Genomic DNA, 16097 nt, shown 5'->3' on the forward strand with positions numbered 1-16097 from the left:
CGGGCCATGCTGTCGCTGCGCTTTCCGTTGTCTCCGTTGCCCGCCTTGCGGCAGGCATCTTGCAAGCGATGCACTTCAGCCTTGCTGCTTGTTCGGACGCCCGCAGGCGCCCCGCCGCTTCAGCTGAGTTCATTCTGATAATGATGGCGACTGGTCAGGTACAAGCCCCGGCGCAGTTCGACCGGCTTGTCGCCGTAGGTAAACGACACGCGCTCGGAACTGAGCAAGGGCGTGCCGAGGTCGATATTTAACAATTGCGCGGCGCCCGCGTCGGCGCACACGGCGCGGATCTGTTCGGACGCGCGTATCATGCGCGTGCCAAATTCCGTTTCGAACAGGCCGTACATGGGGCCCTTGTATTCCACCAGGCGCTCGGCCGTCAGGCCCTTGAAGATCAGGCCGGGCAGCCACAGCTCCTCGACGATGGTCGGCACGCCGTCGAAATACTGCACGCGCTTGATGAAGATGACGGCGTCGCCGGACTTCAGGTCCATCAGGCGCGCCACGTCGGCCGGCGCGCGCACGCGCTTGACTTCGATAAACTTGCTTTCGGGATAATGCGGCACGCCTTCGTCCGGCACCAGGCGCAGGAAGCGGAAATGCGCGCGCGCCTCATGGTGGGTGGAAACGAAAGTACCCTTGCCCTGGCGGCGCATGACGAGATTCTCGGCGGCCAGTTCATCGATGGCCTTGCGCACCGTGCCCTGGCTGACCTTGAAGCGGCCTGCCAGTTCGACTTCGCTGGGAATCAGCTCGCCCGGCTTCCATTCGCCCGATTGCAGGCTCTGCGTGATGAGCGCCTTGATCTGCTGGTACAGGGGACTGAAGGTGGGAGAAGCGGTCGCGGCAGGCGCGGACACGGCGGCGGTAGTGGCATTGACGCTGGCGACAGGGGTGGCGGCGCTGCTAGCCGCAGTGGCGACAGGCGTGGCCGTGGTGCCCGCGGTCGGACTGACCGCCCCGCTTGCAGCAGTGGCATTGTTGGTCAGATTGGACGAGGCGGAATTCATAGTCCGACATTTCAACACAAATCACTGCCCGCGTCCAGTAAAACAGACGTAGTTATCTGTCTTATATAAGACATAAGATATGATTGACAGATAGGGATCAGAGGCCTAAACTGCCCTCGATAAAACTTGTGAGCCAGCGTTTTATGTTGTCGGCCAGCCACTCTGGCCTCGTGCAGCACAAGCGTGACGGCAGCGTACACCAGCAATTCGGTGGCGCGGGCCGGTTTTGGTATCATTACAGTTTTTCCGGATAAGCGTAAGCCCAGCTTCAAGCCCGTTTTCTTTCCCATTTTTGGAGATTCATCATGGCTAAAACCCCAATGCGTGTTGCAGTGACCGGCGCCGCCGGCCAGATCGGCTACGCCCTGTTGTTCCGCATCGCCAATGGCGACATGCTCGGCAAAGACCAGCCTGTCATCTTGCAACTGCTTGAAATCCCGGACGAAAAAGCCCAGAAGGCGCTCAAGGGCGTGATGATGGAAATCGACGACTGCGCCTTCCCGCTGCTGACGGAAATGACCGCCCACTCCGATCCGCTGACCGCATTCAAGGATGTCGACGTGGCCGTACTGGTTGGCGCGCGTCCACGCGGCCCAGGCATGGAACGCAAGGACCTGCTGGAAGCGAACGCCCAGATCTTCACGGTACAAGGCAAGGCGCTCGACGCCGTCGCTTCGCGCAATGTCAAAGTACTGGTGGTCGGCAACCCTGCCAACACCAACGCCTACATCGCCATGAAATCGGCACCATCGCTGCCAGCGAAAAACTTCACCGCCATGCTGCGCCTGGACCACAACCGCGCGCTGTCGCAAGTCGCTGCCAAGACCGGCACCGCCGTGAAAGACATCGAGAAGCTGACCGTCTGGGGCAACCACTCGCCAACGATGTACGCCGACTACCGCTTCGCCACCGTGAACGGTAAGGCTGTCAAAGACCTGATCAACGACCAGGAATGGAACGCCAACGTGTTCCTGCCTACCGTCGGCAAGCGCGGCGCGGCCATCATCGAAGCGCGCGGCCTGTCGTCGGCAGCGTCGGCAGCGAACGCCGCCATCGACCACATCCATGACTGGATGCTGGGCACGGCCGGCAAGTGGACCACCATGGGCGTTCCTTCGGATGGCTCGTATGGCATCCCTGAAGGCACCGTGTTCGGCTTCCCGGTCACCACCGACAACGGTGAGTACACCATCGTTCAAGGTCTGGAAATCGATGCATTCTCGCAAGAGCGCATCAACCTGACCCTGAAGGAACTGACCGAAGAGCGCGAAGGCGTGAAACACCTGCTGGCCTAAGTCCAGTTTTGGCGGCGCGGCAATGCGCCGCCCGCCAAAGAAGGCCGCCCCGCGCATGTCGCGGCGCGGCTGTTTTATCAAGTAGTCTTTACCTGCAGAAATGCCTTAAGCATGCACCCTTCCGAGGTTTTATTCCAAGGCAAACGCCAGCCGCTGTTGCTCGCCGCTTGCGACCACTACGCCGGCTCTGAAAAGCTGATGCGTAAATCGATTGCTTTGCAACAAGAGCTTGGCCCCCTGTTCGACATCACGTTCGACTGCGAAGACGGCGCCAGCGCCGGCAACGAAGAAGCCCACGCGCTGATGATCGCCGGCCTGCTGGCCAGCGGCGAAAACCAGTTCAACCGTATCGGCGTGCGCGTGCACGACGTCGACAGCCCGTTTTTCGCGCGCGACGTGGAAATCATCTGCAGCGCCGCGTCCCGCCTGGCCTATATCGCCGTGCCCAAGGTGGCTGGCGTGCAGGATGCCATGCTGGCCATCGACCTGATCAACCTGCACGCGCGCCGCGCCGGCCGCGACAACCTGCCCGTGCACATCCTGATCGAAACGCATGGCGCGCTGCGCGACGCCTACGCGATCGCAGCCCTGCCCCAGGTCGAATGCCTGTCCTTCGGCATCATGGATTTCGTGTCGGCCCACTACGGCGCCATTCCCGCCGCCGCCATGCGCACGCCGGGCCAGTTCACGCACCCGCTGGTGGTGCGCGCCAAGCTGGAAGTGGCGGCCGCCTGCCACGCGCACGGCAAGGTGGCGTCGCACAACGTGACGACGGACGTGCGCGATTCGGCCGTGGTGGCCAACGACGCCCAGCGCGCGACAGCCGAGTTCGGCTACACGCGCATGTGGAGCATCCACCCGGACCAGATCAAGCCCATCATCAAGGCCTTTACGCCGCGCCTGTCCGAAGTCAACGAAGCGAGCAACATCCTCAATGAGGCGCTGCGCGCCAACTGGGGACCGATTGCACAAAATGGCCGCTTGCACGACCGCGCCAGCTACCGATATTATTGGACCGTTTTGCAACGCGCCAAACTGGCAGGCCTCGGCCTGCCCGAGGCGGCCGCCGCATTACTCAACACCCCCTCTTCCAGCACCACTGAAAACTGACAGGAATTACACGATGTCCCTCTCCAAATTAGCAATTGCCTGCAGCGTCGCGCTGGGCGCCATGACCCTCACGCTGGCGCCAGCCAGCTTCGCCGCCACGGCAGAGGCAAATCCCAAGGCCGTCAAGGCTGTCAAGGCCAAGCCAAAGGCCAAGACCAGCAAGGCCAAGGCAGCCGCCAAGGAAGCCCATCCGCTCGCCATGTCGGTCGCCGACAAGGAAGAATCCGATGAGCCGGACACCGCAGGCTCGGCTTCCACCGATTTCAATTGTGAACTTGGTAACAAAATTACCATCTACACCAATGCTACTGACGACAAACACATCGCCCTGCGCTGGAAGAAGCGCCTGCACCGCCTGAGCCGCGTTGGCACCACCACCGGCGCCAACCGCTTCGAGAACCGTCTGTACGGCCTCGTGTGGATCGGCATCCCGGCCAAAGGCATGCTGCTCGATTCCAAGCAGGGCCGCCAGCTGGCCAATGAATGCAAGGATGCGGAGCAAGCCAAGCCGGCGGCAGTGGTGGAAGCCGCGCCATCGCTGGGCGTGCTGCCGGCCGCCGGCGGCTGATGTGCGTAGCAAGGGCCTCTTCGGGGGCTCAGTCATGTTTTGTAATTTGAATAATCAATAAATAGAAGATACCCAACAAGGAGAGGTCATGTCCCGCAACACTCTGAACACGCTCAAGGACTTTAATATTTCGGATAGCAAGAAGGGCAAGCTGTACTCCCTGCCTGCGCTGGAAAAAAGCCTGGGCATCAATGTCTCCCGCCTGCCAGTGTCGATTCGTATCGTGCTCGAATCGGTATTGCGCAACTGCGACGGCAAAAAAGTCACCGAAGAACACGTCAAGCAATTGGCGAGCTGGGGCCCGACCGCCGAGCGCACCGACGAGATCCCGTTCGTAGTGGCGCGCGTCGTGCTGCAAGACTTCACCGGCGTACCGCTGCTGGCCGACCTGGCAGCAATGCGCAACGTGGCCGCCAAGATGGGCATCAACGCCAAGAAGATCGAACCGCTGGTACCGGTCGACCTGGTGGTCGACCACTCGGTGACCATCGATCACTACCGCGAAAAGAAAGCGCTGGACCTGAACATGAAACTGGAATTCTCGCGTAACAACGAGCGTTACCAGTTCATGAAATGGGGCATGCAGGCATTCGACACCTTCGGCGTCGTGCCACCAGGCTTCGGCATCGTCCACCAGGTCAACTTGGAATACCTGGCGCGCGGCGTGCACCACGCAGGCAAGAAAGCCGGCGACGTGTACTACCCTGACACCCTGGTCGGCACCGACTCGCACACCACCATGATCAACGGCATCGGTGTGGTCGGCTGGGGCGTGGGCGGCATCGAGGCGGAAGCCGGCATGCTGGGCCAGCCGGTCTACTTCCTGACGCCAGACGTCATCGGCGTGAACCTGTCGGGCGCGCTGCGCGAAGGCTGCACCGCCACCGACCTGGTACTGACCATCACCGAACTGCTGCGCAAAGAAAAAGTCGTCGGCAAGTTCGTCGAATTCTTCGGCGAAGGCACCGAGTCGCTGACCCTGACCGACCGCGCGACGATCGCCAACATGGCACCGGAATACGGCGCGACCATGGGCTTCTTCCCGGTCGACGAAGCGACCATCGATTATTTCAAGGGCACCGGCCGCAGCAAGGCTGAAATCGCCGCGTTCGAAGGCTACTTCAAGGCCCAAAACCTGTTCGGCGTGCCAAAAGCCGGCGAGATCGACTACACCCGCGTTGTGGAACTGGACCTGGCATCGGTCGCTCCGTCGCTGGCTGGCCCGAAACGCCCGCAAGACCGTATCGAAATCGGCAACGTCAAGGCGAACTTCGCCGAGCTGTTCGCCAAGCCAACCACGGAAAACGGCTTCAACAAGAACCCGGCCGACCTGGCTGCCGTGTACGAAACGACGAACGGCGTGAAAGTGTCGAACGGCGACGTGCTGATCGCCGCGATCACCTCGTGCACCAACACCTCGAACCCGAGCGTGATGCTGGCTGCCGGCCTGCTGGCCAAGAAAGCCGTCGAAGCCGGCCTGAAAGTCGCGCCGCACATCAAGACTTCGTTGGCTCCTGGCTCGCGCGTCGTGACCGAGTACCTGACCGCTGCCGGCCTGCTGCCATACCTGGAAAAACTGGGCTTCGGCGTGACCGCCTACGGCTGCACCACCTGTATCGGCAATGCGGGCGACCTGACGCCCGAGCTGAACGCAGCGATTGCCACGCACGACATCGTCGCGTCGGCCGTGCTGTCGGGCAACCGCAACTTCGAAGCGCGTATTCACCCGAACATCCGCTCGAACTTCCTCGCTTCGCCACCGCTGGTCGTCGCTTACGCCATCGCCGGCAACATGACGCGCGACCTGATGACGGAACCTGTCGGCAAAGGCAAGGGCGGCAAGGACGTCTACCTGGGCGACATCTGGCCGACCTCGGCTGAAGTATCGGCCATGATGAAGTTCGCCATGAACGCCAAGGTGTTCAAGGACAACTACGCTGACGTCAAGGGCGCGCCAGGCAAGCTGTGGGAAAAAGTCACGACCGTGTCCGGTCAAGTCTACAACTGGCCGAAATCGACCTACATCGCGGAACCTCCGTTCTTCGACAACTTCTCGATGACGCCAGCGGCAGTGGCCACCGGCATCGAAGGCGCGCGCGCACTGGGCGTGTTCGGCGATTCCATCACCACCGACCACATCTCGCCAGCCGGCTCGATCCAGGAAAACGGTCCTGCAGGCAAATGGCTGAAGGAAAACGGCGTCCTGAAAGCGGACTTCAACTCCTACGGCTCGCGTCGCGGCAACCATGAAATCATGATGCGCGGCACGTTCGCCAACGTGCGTATCAAAAACCGCATGATCCCTGCCAAGGCAGACGGTTCGGCGGTCGAAGGCGGCATCACGATCCACCAGCCTTCCGGCGAAGAAATGTCGATCTACGACGCAGCGATGAAATACGTTGCTGAAGGGACGCCAACCATGGTCTTCGGCGGCGAAGAGTACGGTACGGGCTCGTCGCGCGACTGGGCAGCCAAAGGTACGCAACTGCTGGGCGTGAAAGCCGTGATCACCCGCTCGTTCGAGCGTATCCACCGCTCGAACCTGGTGGGCATGGGCGTGCTGCCGCTGCAATTCATCGGCGACGACAGCGTGCAAACCCTGGGCATCACCGGCAAGGAAACCTTCGACCTGAAAGGCCTCGAAGGCGAAATCAAGCCACAGCAACTGGCTACCCTGGTGATCCACCGCGCCGACGGCTCCAGCCAGGAAGTCAAAGTCCTGCTGCGCATCGATACGCCGATCGAAGTCGATTACTACAAGCATGGCGGTATCCTGCCATTCGTGCTGCGTCAACTGCTGGCCGAGTAATCAGCCCAGCTGTGATGCAAGATTAAAGCGCCGGTTTCGACCGGCGCTTTTTTTCGTCCCTGCATCCCGTTCCGACTTGAAATTTCGACTATTGGCATGATCTAAGGACAGCTTACGTATTGCGTGCGGCTGAATCCTCTACAATACGGTTATAAGGGTTTATCATTGTTTGACTGATCCATTTTTTTCACTTTCCGAGACTCTTATCCCGCTATGCGTCGTCCTTCCAAAGATTCATCCCATAAACTGACTGCCGACAGCCAGCGCCTGGTCACCTTTGCCCAGGCGATCGTACAGGCAGCCAGCCGTCTCGAAGAGCGGTCCTGGGAACACAGCCTGGATACGCAGCTCCAGAAATTACTCAAAACCGGCCACCAGGACACCATCGACAACACCCTGGGCAGCCTGTTCAAGGATGACTTGAACGCCTATGACGTGCTGATGGACTGCGTTGAAGCCGTCAGCGAATCGACCGTCATCACGCATGAAGACGTGCGCTACGACGCCCTGCTCGTCGCCGTGCCCATCCTCGCGTGGACGCGCTTTTCCATCGCTTCCGGCCCCATGGCCGGCGACGCGCACGGTGTGCTGTCGGCGCATTTCGCCGCCCACCTGCTGGCCGACGGCACCAAGATGGCCATGGCGCCAACGCTCTACTCGATCGACCAGTTGCCGCGCAGCCATGTCGAAACCTATGCCAAGACGCAAAAGCTGGCCCTGGCCGCGCTGAAAGGCACGGCCGTCAAGCCCTCGGGCAAAGAAGCGGAAACGGCGCCCTTCCTGGCCGACACGCGCTACCTGCTGGTGGCCGTGGTGGCGCCCGCCGGCGCACCGCTGTTCCGCTGGCAGACGCCAGCTAGCCAGCTCGACTTCATCGCCGAACGCAGCGCCGCCCTGGAACAATGGCGCACGCAGGCGACGCCGACGTTCGCCCGCCTGCTGCCCGGCTGCGGCCTGGAATTGCTGCTGCCGGAAGCGTATTACGTGGCCTGCCGCGAAGCGGACAAGCTGATACGCCCCGTCTCCGTGCGCGCCGCCGTGCACTACCTGACGCATACCTTGGCCATCGAGCCATCGGAACTGCGCGCCGTCATCGCCGGCTTCGGCGAGGAAGCGGCCGACGGCCAGGTGGACGAGTACCGCATCGCCTTCACCCTGCGCCAGGCGCCGGACGTCATCTACGGCATCGTCTGGCCTTTGTACGGCCAGGAAGACGAGGATGGCACGCCGATCGAAGGCCTGATCCAGGTCGGCATCGCCGCGCTGGACAAGCAAAAGACGCCGGTCGATGAAATCATCGAGCACCTGAACGCCGCCGGCGTGACGCAGATCAAGCGCCACGCGGAACGTTTTGTCGGTGAATACTGCGACGATTGCGGCGCGCCCCTGTTTGCCGATCCGGTCGGCGAGCTGGCGCATGCGGAGATGCCGGAAGATACCCCACAAGGTACAGAGCATTTCCACTGATGCTGTAACGGTGTTGTCGGATTACGCGCTGCGCGCTAATCCGACCTGCGCTGCCGGTATGGGCCGTAGGTCGGATTAGCCGGCACGGCGTAATCCGACAACAGCGTTGGCGCATAAAAAAGGCGGAACCTCGGTTCCGCCTTTTTCATTGCAACGTCATTTACAACACCATCACCACTGTGAAAACGGGTGGCGGATCAGATTCGCGTTGTAATAGCGCGCGTCGCCCGACACTTCCGCGCCGATCCAGTCCGGCTTGTCGAAGGGCTGGTCTTCCGATGCCAGCTCGATCTCGGCCACCAGCAGGCCGGCATTGGCGCCGAGGAACTCGTCGACTTCCCATACCATGCCCGCGTGTTCGATGCGGTGGCGAACCTTTTCGATCAGCGGCTGTTCGCACAGGCCGTCGAGCAGTTCGGCCGCTTCGGCCAGCGGAATCGGATATTCCCACTCGCCGCGCGTGGCGCCCACGTTGGCGCCCTTGATGGTCAGCATCGCCTGTTCGCCCTCGATGCGCACACGCACCACGCGCTCGCGCGCGGACGACAGATAGCCCTGACGCAGCAGCACCGCCTGCCCCAGGCCGCGCCAGGCATCGCCGGCCAGCAGGAATTTACGCTCGATCTCGACGCCCATGATCAACGCCGTTCAATCGAGCGACAGCAGGATAGGCTGCAGCATGGCCGCGCCCAGTGCCGCGCTGCGCGCGCCATTCCAGCCCACGCTTGGGTCCGGCAAGTCGGCGTTTTCCTTGAACGGCATTTCCAGGGTCAGCGCCAGGCAGCCGAAGTGGTGGCCGATGTATTTCGACGCCAGGGTCAGCATGTCGGACTTGTACTTGCTGGCGGCATAGCCGAACTTGTCCTGGAAGTCCGGGCTGGCCTGCTTGTAGCGCTCGATGAAGGCCTTCTGGTGCGCCGCCTGGGCGGGCGTGAAGTTTTCCAGCATTTCATTGCCGGCCACAAAGTTGTACGGCAGCGCTTCATCGCCGTGGATGTCGAAGAACATGTCGACGCCCGTTTCGTGGATCTTGTTTTTCACGCACAGCACTTCCGGGCTCGATTCCAGCGAAGGCGTCATCCATTCGCGGTTCAGGTTGGCACCGGCCGCATTAGTGCGCAGGTTGCCGCGGATGGAGCCGTCCGGGTTCATGTTCGGCACGATGTGGAACACGGCGCGCTGCAGCAGTTTGCGCGCGATCGGGTTGGCGTCGTCAAGCAGCGAGTCGATCAAGCCTTCGACGAACCATTCGGCCATCGATTCGCCCGGATGCTGGCGCGCGATGACCCAGATTTTCTTTTCCGCCTGCGGATTGCCGATGGTGACCATGTTCATGTCGCGGCCGTCGACCGTGCTGCCCAGGTCGGACACGCGCGCCAGCGGATGCTCGGCCACTTCGCCCAGCAGGCGCAGATGGCGCTCCCACGAATACGGCTCGAAGTAGGCGTAGTACACGCTGTCGAGTTCAGGCGTGTGCGAGATCGTCATGACCTGGCCGTCGAACGCCGTCGGCACGCGGAACCAGTTTTCGCTGTCGTAGCTGGCCACGGCCTGGTAGTCTTCATAGCCGGCCGGATAGGTGGCCTGGCCCGCGTTCAGGAAGCGCATCGTGCATGCCTGGCCGCGCGCGCCCTGCAGGCGGAAGTGGAACCACTGGTGGATGTCGGCGTGGCTATCCTTGCGCAAGTTCAGGTCGATGGCGCCCGCGCTGGTGGCGCTCACCACGTCGATGGCGCCCGAGTCGAAGTTCTGGCTGATTTTAATGGTCATGTAATGATCCCGTCCGAATGTAAGTGTTCCGGCGCCGCCTCGTGGGCCACCGCCGTCGCGCTAAAAAACGCAGTGTAAGCTATCCCGCTATTTTCCGCCCTTTGGCCCCGTTCGCAAAGCCTGCTCCGGTGATTTATGCACCATTCCGGGGCATCGATGGAAAAGCGCCGGGCAAAAGCGCGAAAAATCGGTCCACTGTCGCATCTACCGGACAAAAAACTGAATTGTAACAATGCCGGAAACATTGGCAGCCCCTCGTCCCCCTATAATTCCTGCTTTCATAGAGTCGCCGGGAAAGAGTCGTGGACAAGAAGCTGACCAATATTCAGGAAAGAAAATTACGCGAGGCGCAGGCGCGGCGCGAGCACATCATCGACGTCGTCAAAGACCTCATCAAGAAGGGCGGCGCGCGCGCCGTCTCCATCCGCAAGGTGGCCGAGGCGGCCGGCTTTTCCACCACCGTCGTGTACGCCCTGTTCCGCGACAAGGCCACCCTGATCGCCCAGGCCATGGACAAGGACTTGCTGGAACTGGTGCGCGCCATGCGCACGGCCTGCGACACCAGCACTGACCCATGGGAACGCATCAGCCTGGTCGGCCGCGCCTACATCGAATACGGCTTCCAGCATCCCGACGAATACTCGCTGATCTTCATGGAGCTGCGCCCGCACGCGGAAGTCGACGCCGTCGACGTGGAACACGGCAATATCGAGCAAGATCCGTATGCCTACGCGCTGCACCTGTTCGGCGAGCTGGCGCAGGCGGGCCAGGTGCGCCAGGACGAGCCGGCGCTGCACACGATGACGCAAATCTTCTGGCAATCGCTGCACGGCCTCGTGTCGCTGCGCATCGTCATGGATGCGGGCGACCCATGGACGCCGCACCCGGAAATGAACGCGCATATCGACGACTTGCTCGCCGTCGTCACGACAGGCATCCGCCTGCGCTTCGCACCGCCCTCCTGACGTTTGATCCAGCGCAAACCAGGCGGACGGAAAAGGCGGACAGTCGAGTGAAGCCGCCTGCGCCGATGCAGCGCGGCTTGCGCGAAGGAGTGCGAGATGAACGAAGCCTATTCCACGGACCGGCTTGACAAACAGCAAAGCGCGAACAATGCTGTACGCATGGAAGCGCGCCTGACAAAACTGGAAACGGACCGGGAACATGACCGGCTATGGTTCAAGACCCTGGAACAGCGTCTTGGCGAAGGCCTCGATAAGGTACGCACGGAATTGCACAACGAATCACAGCTGCTGCGTGCCGACCTGACGCAATTTCGCGGCGACTTGCGCGGCGACTGCCACGCCCTGCGCACGGAACTGGGCGACATCCGCAAGCACATGCACACCCACTTCCTGTGGTTCATGGGCATACAGGCCACCACCACGTTTGCCCTGCTGGGCTTGGGCGCCAAGGCGCTGCATATGTACTGAGGAAAGTAAAAAGGCAGCGCGGTGCCGCACCGCCCTGCCCTGTCTTGATGCTGGCGAAGCTTACTGCGCTGCCAGCATGCTCTGCGTTTCCTGGTAGCGCACGTGCCAGGCCAGGGCCTCTTGCAGGATGTGCGGCGTGTGGCCGCCACGCTGGCATGCCGCGTCGTAATAGGCACGCAGCTGCGCGCGGTAATCGGGATGCGTGCAGCGATCGATGATCAACGGCGCCCGTTCACGCGGCGCCAGGCCGCGCAAGTCCGCAAAACCCCATTCCGTCACCAGCACGTCGACGTCATGTTCCGTGTGGTCCACATGCGAGACCATCGGCACGACGCTGGAAATGCGCCCGCCCTTGGCCGCCGATTTCGACACGAACATCGACACTTGCCCGTTGCGCGCGAAGTCGCCCGAGCCGCCGATGCCGTTCATCATGTGCGTGCCGCACACGTGCGTGGAATTGACGTTGCCGTAGATATCGAACTCGAGCGCCGTGTTCAGCGCGATGATGCCCAGGCGGCGCACGATCTCGGGATGGTTGCTGATCTCTTGCGGGCGCAGCACGATCTTCGAGCGGTAATGGTCGATATTGTCCATCAGCTTTTGGTGCACGGCGGCCGACAGGGTGATCGACGAGGCCGAGGCAAACGCCAGCTGGCCCGAATCGAGCAGCTCGATGGCGCTGTCCTGCAGCACTTCCGAATACATCGTCATGTTGCGGAAAGGCGAGCCGATCAGGCCATGCAGCACGGCGTTGGCGATGGTGCCGATGCCCGCCTGCAGCGGCAGCAATTCCGGCCCCATGCGCCCGGCCGCCACTTCGCCCTGCAGGAAGGCGATCACGTGGCCGGCGATCGCCTGCGTTTCCGCATCGGGCGGCAAGGCGTTCGACGGGCTGTCGGGGCTGTCCGTGATGACGATGGCGGCAATGCGGGCCGGGTCGATGGCGATGGCCGTGCTGCCCAGGCGCTGGTCCACGCGCGTGAGGGGAATCGGCTCGCGGCCCGGCAAGGTGTGCGGTATATAGATGTCGTGCAAGCCTTCCAGCGCCAGCGGCGTAGACAGGTTGATCTCGATGATCACTTGCGTGGCTTGCTGGGCAAAGGCGGCGGAGTTACCCACCGACATGGTCGGAATGATGGCGCCGGCCGCCGTGATGGCCGTGGCTTCGATGACGGCGATATCGACGGCGGCCAGGTTGCCGGAGCGCAACTGCTCGGCCGTTTCCGACAGATGCTGGTCGATGAACATGACTTCGCCGTTGTTGATCTTGCCGCGCAAGACCGGGTCGACCTGGAACGGCATGCGGCGCGCCAGCACGCCCGCCTCGGCCATCAAGCCGTCGCTGCCATTGCCCAGCGAAGCGCCCGTGATCAGGGTCAGGCTTAATGGATCTTGCAGGGCGCGCTCGGCCAGCGCGCGCGGCAGGGCTTTGGCGTCGCCGGCACGGGTAAAACCGCTCATGCCGACACGCATTCCGTTGTGGAACAATTTGGCTGCCTCATCGGCGCTCATGATTTTGCCGAGCAAGCCTGGGTGGCGGATACGGTCCTCGTACATCTGATGCTCCTGATCTTCTTACTATTCTCAAACTGGATGGCTGTCATACACCAGCCCCATAAGTGGAATCAGTATAAAATCGCGGTCACATGCATGGCATGAATTAATTTCGCCACATCCAGTCGATATTTTCATGCCTTGCCAATGCCGAGCACCCTCGTGGATATCCGTTCCCTGCGCTATTTCGTCGAAACCGTGCGTCTGTCGAGCTTTACGCAGGCGGCCGAATCGCTGCATCTGACCCAGTCGACCATCAGCAAGATGGTGCGCCAGCTGGAAGATGAAGTGGGCGCCCAGCTGCTGGTGCGCGACGGGCGCAAGCTGACCCTGACGGACACGGGCCGCATCGTCTACCAGCATGGCCAGGAAATGCTGGCGAACATGCGCCAGCTGACCCTGGAAGTGCGCGACACCCAGGCCTTGCAGCGCGGCAGCCTGACGGTCGGTATCCCGCCCATGATCAATGTGCTGTTCACACCTGTATTAAAGGCCTTCCGTGCGCGTCACCCGCACATCAGCCTGACGCTGCAGGAAGACACGGGCCAGCAGATCGAACGCCAGGTGGCGGCCGGCGAGCTGGAAATCGGCATGACGGTGCTGCCGGCCGACCCGGAACTCGATCTCGTGGCCGTGGAAGTGGCCAACTATCCGATCTGGGCCCTGGCCGAGCCGGGCACGTTCCAGAAAAACCGCACGACCCTGCCCTTCAAGGCGCTGGCCGATTTGCCGCTGGTGCTGTTAAAGGATGATTTCGCCCTCACGCGCAGCCTGCGCCAGCATTTCGCGCAAGCGGGCTTCGCGCCGACCATCGCGGCCCAGAGCGGGCAATGGGACTGGCTGGTGGCGATGGCCTCGGCGGGCCTGGGCGTGGCCCTGCTGCCCGAGCCGTTCATCCACCGCCTGGCTGGCGAACCGCTGGAGGCCGTGCGCATCGTCGAGCCGGAGGTGGCGTGGCAGGTGGCGCATATCTGGAGCGGGCGCTATCTGTCGCACGCGGCGCGCGCCTGGCTCGAGGTATGCCAGGACGTGCTGGGCACGCCGTTCGCGCATTGACGTAAAAAAGGGTGGCCGAGGCCACCCTTTTGCTTGATCACGCCACCTTGCTTACTTGGCGCTGTCGTTGTACATGCTGGCGTACTTCCAGCCGAAGTACAGAATGAAGGTGTAGCACAGGGCCGGCACGAGGAAGGACAGTTGCAGGTTGATGTGGTCGGCCAGGAAGCCCTGGATGAACGGCACGATGGCGCCGCCGACGATAGCCATGCAGAGGATGCCCGAACCTTGTCCCGTTTGCGCGCCCAGCTTGTTCAGGGCCATGCTGAAGATGGTCGGGAACATGATGGAGTTGAACAGGCCGACGGCGATCAAGGCCCACATGGCTGTGTGACCGCTGGAGAACACGGCAACGAGGATCAGCGCGATGACGACGGCGGCGTTGAAGGCCAGGGTCTTGCCCGGGCTGACATAGCGCATCACGGCGAAGCCGACGAAGCGGCCCAGCATGGCGCCACCCCAGTAATAGCTGACGAAATAGGCGGCATCGGCGTGGCTGAGGCCAGCGATATGGCTCTCGCCCAGGAAGTTGATCAGGAAGCTGCCGATGCTGACTTCACCGCCCACGTACAGGAAGATGGCCAGCGCGCCCAGCACCAGGTGGCGGTGCGACCAGATCGAGACCTTGTGGCCATCGTGCGCCAGGGCGGCCGCATCGTCGGCATGCGAAATCTTCGGCAATTTTGCCAGCGCGAACAGCACGGCCAGGATTACCAGAGTAGCGGCCAGCACCAGGTACGGGCCTTGCACGGAGGCCGCTTCCTTGGCGCGGTAAGCCAGTTGCTCGGCCGCCGGCAGCAGGTCGAACTGCTGCACCGTCAGCACGGTGCCCGACAAGATCAGCATGCCGCCCAGCGCAGGCGCCACCGTGGTGCCCAGCGCGTTGAACGCTTGCGTCAGGGTCAAACGGCTCGACGCCGTCTGCGGGTCGCCCAGTTCCGTCACGTACGGGTTGGCCGCCACCTGCAGCACGGTGATGCCGGCCGCCAGGATGAAGAAGGACAACAGGAACAGCGCATAGCTGCCGGTCGACGCCGGGTAGAACATGGCGCAGCCGGCGGCCGCGATCAGCAGGCCGGCGACGACGCCGCGCTGGTAGCCGATCTTCTTGATCAGCATGCCGGCGGGCAGCGAAACGATGGCGTAGGCGCCAAAGAAGCAGAACTGCACCAGCATCGCCTGCACATACGTCAGGGTGTAGATCGAGCGCAGATGGGGAATCAGCACATCATTGAGCGATGTCAGCAGTCCCCACATAAAAAACAGCACCGTGACAATGATCAGGGCGCCTGTATTGTTTTGCGTGCCGGCCTGCGCGGACGGTACGCCCTGGCCTTGCTTTACGTATTCCATACCTTCTCCATTTTTCAATTCCAAGTTGATCTTGCCAGGCATGGAAGCGTTTCCACCCGGGCAGCACCAGGACGCGCAAGCGCCACGCAGATATCAGCGTGGGCCATGACTGCCATCAGCAAAACAGGGGCAGGCATGGCGCTACTTGCACGCGGCAGGCGCACGGCCGACCGTTTCTCGCCAAAATGATGTCTTGTGGGCGCGGCACGCCTGCGGGCTGCGTCAGAAAACAACATTCAGGACAAAACAGTCTTGTAGTAAAACTACGATACAGCGCCCGCATTATGCCTTAAAGCCCCGTATTGCGCAGCTTTCCCGCCTGTTATTCTAAAAATGAATAGCCGACATTTGAAATCAAAAGTAGCCTTATAACTTGGAATCGCTATACTTATATTGCAGTGCAGCACAACGCGGCACGCCACATAAGGAGTCTGCCATGTCTACCGCATTTACTTACCACACCACGCAAAACAGCAATATCGTCGCCACCCTGGTCCACGCCGCCAAACGTGTTGGCGCCTGGCTGAACCAAAGCAGCGACCGCCGCGAACGCGCTTACGAAGAAGCCTACCTGGCCGAATCGACGGATCGTTACGACCTGGAATACCGCATGCGCGAACTGGCCCGTGCCAACCCGCAGCCAAGCTGGATGAGCGGCCTGAGCCGTTAAGA

General features: G+C 61.9%; 14 protein-coding genes. 9 read left to right on the top strand and 5 right to left on the bottom strand.

What is annotated here, in order from left to right; genetic code table 11:
• Positions 1 to 119 precede the first annotated feature (119 nt).
• Positions 120 to 1010 carry a GntR family transcriptional regulator gene (locus JAB6_RS04455; protein WP_083292531.1) on the bottom strand — a complete coding sequence of 297 codons (891 nt, stop codon included), beginning with the start codon at positions 1008 to 1010 and terminating at the stop codon, positions 120 to 122.
• 305 nt (positions 1011 to 1315) lie between these two features.
• Between JAB6_RS04455 and JAB6_RS04460 the strand changes: the two genes are divergently transcribed.
• The 5 genes from JAB6_RS04460 to JAB6_RS04480 all read left to right on the top strand — a co-directional run bounded on the left by JAB6_RS04460 (position 1316) and on the right by JAB6_RS04480 (position 8259).
• Entirely contained in the window at positions 1316 to 2305 is a 990-nt protein-coding gene (locus tag JAB6_RS04460; protein ID WP_034752084.1) for a malate dehydrogenase, read from the top strand.
• Positions 2306 to 2416: 111 nt separating this feature from the next.
• A complete protein-coding gene (locus JAB6_RS04465; RefSeq protein WP_034752086.1) occupies positions 2417 to 3415 on the top strand; it encodes a CoA ester lyase in 999 nt (332 codons plus the stop codon).
• A gap of 13 nt (positions 3416 to 3428) precedes the next feature.
• Positions 3429 to 3983, top strand: coding sequence for a hypothetical protein (locus JAB6_RS04470; RefSeq protein WP_070301541.1), 555 nt, complete (start codon positions 3429 to 3431; stop codon positions 3981 to 3983).
• 88 nt (positions 3984 to 4071) lie between these two features.
• Positions 4072 to 6792: an aconitate hydratase AcnA gene (acnA, locus tag JAB6_RS04475; RefSeq protein ID WP_034752089.1), complete on the top strand. Its 2721-nt coding sequence runs from the start codon at positions 4072 to 4074 to the stop codon at positions 6790 to 6792.
• A 213-nt stretch (positions 6793 to 7005) separates the two neighbouring features.
• A complete protein-coding gene (locus JAB6_RS04480; RefSeq protein WP_070301542.1) occupies positions 7006 to 8259 on the top strand; it encodes a DUF2863 family protein in 1254 nt (417 codons plus the stop codon).
• A gap of 171 nt (positions 8260 to 8430) precedes the next feature.
• On the opposite strand, the gene JAB6_RS04485 is transcribed toward JAB6_RS04480, so the two are convergent.
• Positions 8431 to 8895 (bottom strand): CYTH domain-containing protein, encoded by a 465-nt coding sequence (locus tag JAB6_RS04485; RefSeq protein ID WP_070301561.1) that lies wholly within the window; start codon positions 8893 to 8895, stop codon positions 8431 to 8433.
• Positions 8896 to 8907: 12 nt separating this feature from the next.
• Positions 8908 to 10029 carry a M14-type cytosolic carboxypeptidase gene (locus JAB6_RS04490; RefSeq protein ID WP_070301543.1) on the bottom strand — a complete coding sequence of 374 codons (1122 nt, stop codon included), beginning with the start codon at positions 10027 to 10029 and terminating at the stop codon, positions 8908 to 8910.
• 302 nt (positions 10030 to 10331) lie between these two features.
• On the opposite strand from JAB6_RS04490, the gene JAB6_RS04495 reads away from it, so the two are divergent.
• A complete protein-coding gene (locus JAB6_RS04495) occupies positions 10332 to 10994 on the top strand; it encodes a TetR/AcrR family transcriptional regulator (protein WP_070301544.1) in 663 nt (220 codons plus the stop codon).
• Between the two features lie 96 nt (positions 10995 to 11090).
• A complete protein-coding gene (locus JAB6_RS04500) occupies positions 11091 to 11462 on the top strand; it encodes a hypothetical protein (RefSeq protein WP_034752097.1) in 372 nt (123 codons plus the stop codon).
• Positions 11463 to 11522: 60 nt separating this feature from the next.
• Here JAB6_RS04500 and JAB6_RS04505 read toward each other — a convergent pair whose 3' ends face one another.
• Positions 11523 to 13019, bottom strand: a complete 1497-nt coding sequence (locus tag JAB6_RS04505; protein WP_070301545.1) for a succinate CoA transferase — start codon at positions 13017 to 13019, stop codon at positions 11523 to 11525.
• A gap of 159 nt (positions 13020 to 13178) precedes the next feature.
• On the opposite strand from JAB6_RS04505, the gene JAB6_RS04510 reads away from it, so the two are divergent.
• On the top strand, positions 13179 to 14072 hold the full coding sequence (locus JAB6_RS04510) for a LysR substrate-binding domain-containing protein (protein WP_083292533.1): 894 nt from the start codon (positions 13179 to 13181) through the stop codon (positions 14070 to 14072).
• 51 nt (positions 14073 to 14123) lie between these two features.
• On the opposite strand, the gene fucP is transcribed toward JAB6_RS04510, so the two are convergent.
• Positions 14124 to 15425 (bottom strand): L-fucose:H+ symporter permease, encoded by a 1302-nt coding sequence (fucP, locus tag JAB6_RS04515; protein WP_070301562.1) that lies wholly within the window; start codon positions 15423 to 15425, stop codon positions 14124 to 14126.
• Between the two features lie 436 nt (positions 15426 to 15861).
• Here fucP and JAB6_RS04520 point away from each other — a divergent pair, with 436 nt between their 5' ends.
• On the top strand, positions 15862 to 16095 hold the full coding sequence (locus JAB6_RS04520; protein WP_080698581.1) for a DUF3563 family protein: 234 nt from the start codon (positions 15862 to 15864) through the stop codon (positions 16093 to 16095).
• Positions 16096 to 16097: the final 2 nt, after the last annotated feature.

Origin of the sequence: Janthinobacterium sp. HH104 (assembly GCF_001758715.1) — a bacterium.
Lineage (GTDB): Bacteria > Pseudomonadota > Gammaproteobacteria > Burkholderiales > Burkholderiaceae_D > Janthinobacterium > Janthinobacterium aestuarii.

What these genes read in the sequence shown, in the direction of transcription:
- JAB6_RS04455 (WP_083292531.1), bottom strand. Translation starts at nt 1,010, where the DNA reads ATGAATTCCGCCTCGTCCAATCTGACCAACAATGCCACTGCTGCAAGC.
- JAB6_RS04460 (WP_034752084.1), top strand. Translation starts at nt 1,316, where the DNA reads ATGGCTAAAACCCCAATGCGTGTTGCAGTGACCGGCGCCGCCGGCCAG.
- JAB6_RS04465 (WP_034752086.1), top strand. Translation starts at nt 2,417, where the DNA reads ATGCACCCTTCCGAGGTTTTATTCCAAGGCAAACGCCAGCCGCTGTTG.
- JAB6_RS04470 (WP_070301541.1), top strand. Translation starts at nt 3,429, where the DNA reads ATGTCCCTCTCCAAATTAGCAATTGCCTGCAGCGTCGCGCTGGGCGCC.
- acnA (WP_034752089.1), top strand. Translation starts at nt 4,072, where the DNA reads ATGTCCCGCAACACTCTGAACACGCTCAAGGACTTTAATATTTCGGAT.
- JAB6_RS04480 (WP_070301542.1), top strand. Translation starts at nt 7,006, where the DNA reads ATGCGTCGTCCTTCCAAAGATTCATCCCATAAACTGACTGCCGACAGC.
- JAB6_RS04485 (WP_070301561.1), bottom strand. Translation starts at nt 8,895, where the DNA reads ATGGGCGTCGAGATCGAGCGTAAATTCCTGCTGGCCGGCGATGCCTGG.
- JAB6_RS04490 (WP_070301543.1), bottom strand. Translation starts at nt 10,029, where the DNA reads ATGACCATTAAAATCAGCCAGAACTTCGACTCGGGCGCCATCGACGTG.
- JAB6_RS04500 (WP_034752097.1), top strand. Translation starts at nt 11,091, where the DNA reads ATGAACGAAGCCTATTCCACGGACCGGCTTGACAAACAGCAAAGCGCG.
- JAB6_RS04505 (WP_070301545.1), bottom strand. Translation starts at nt 13,019, where the DNA reads ATGTACGAGGACCGTATCCGCCACCCAGGCTTGCTCGGCAAAATCATG.
- fucP (WP_070301562.1), bottom strand. Translation starts at nt 15,425, where the DNA reads ATGGAATACGTAAAGCAAGGCCAGGGCGTACCGTCCGCGCAGGCCGGC.
- JAB6_RS04520 (WP_080698581.1), top strand. Translation starts at nt 15,862, where the DNA reads ATGTCTACCGCATTTACTTACCACACCACGCAAAACAGCAATATCGTC.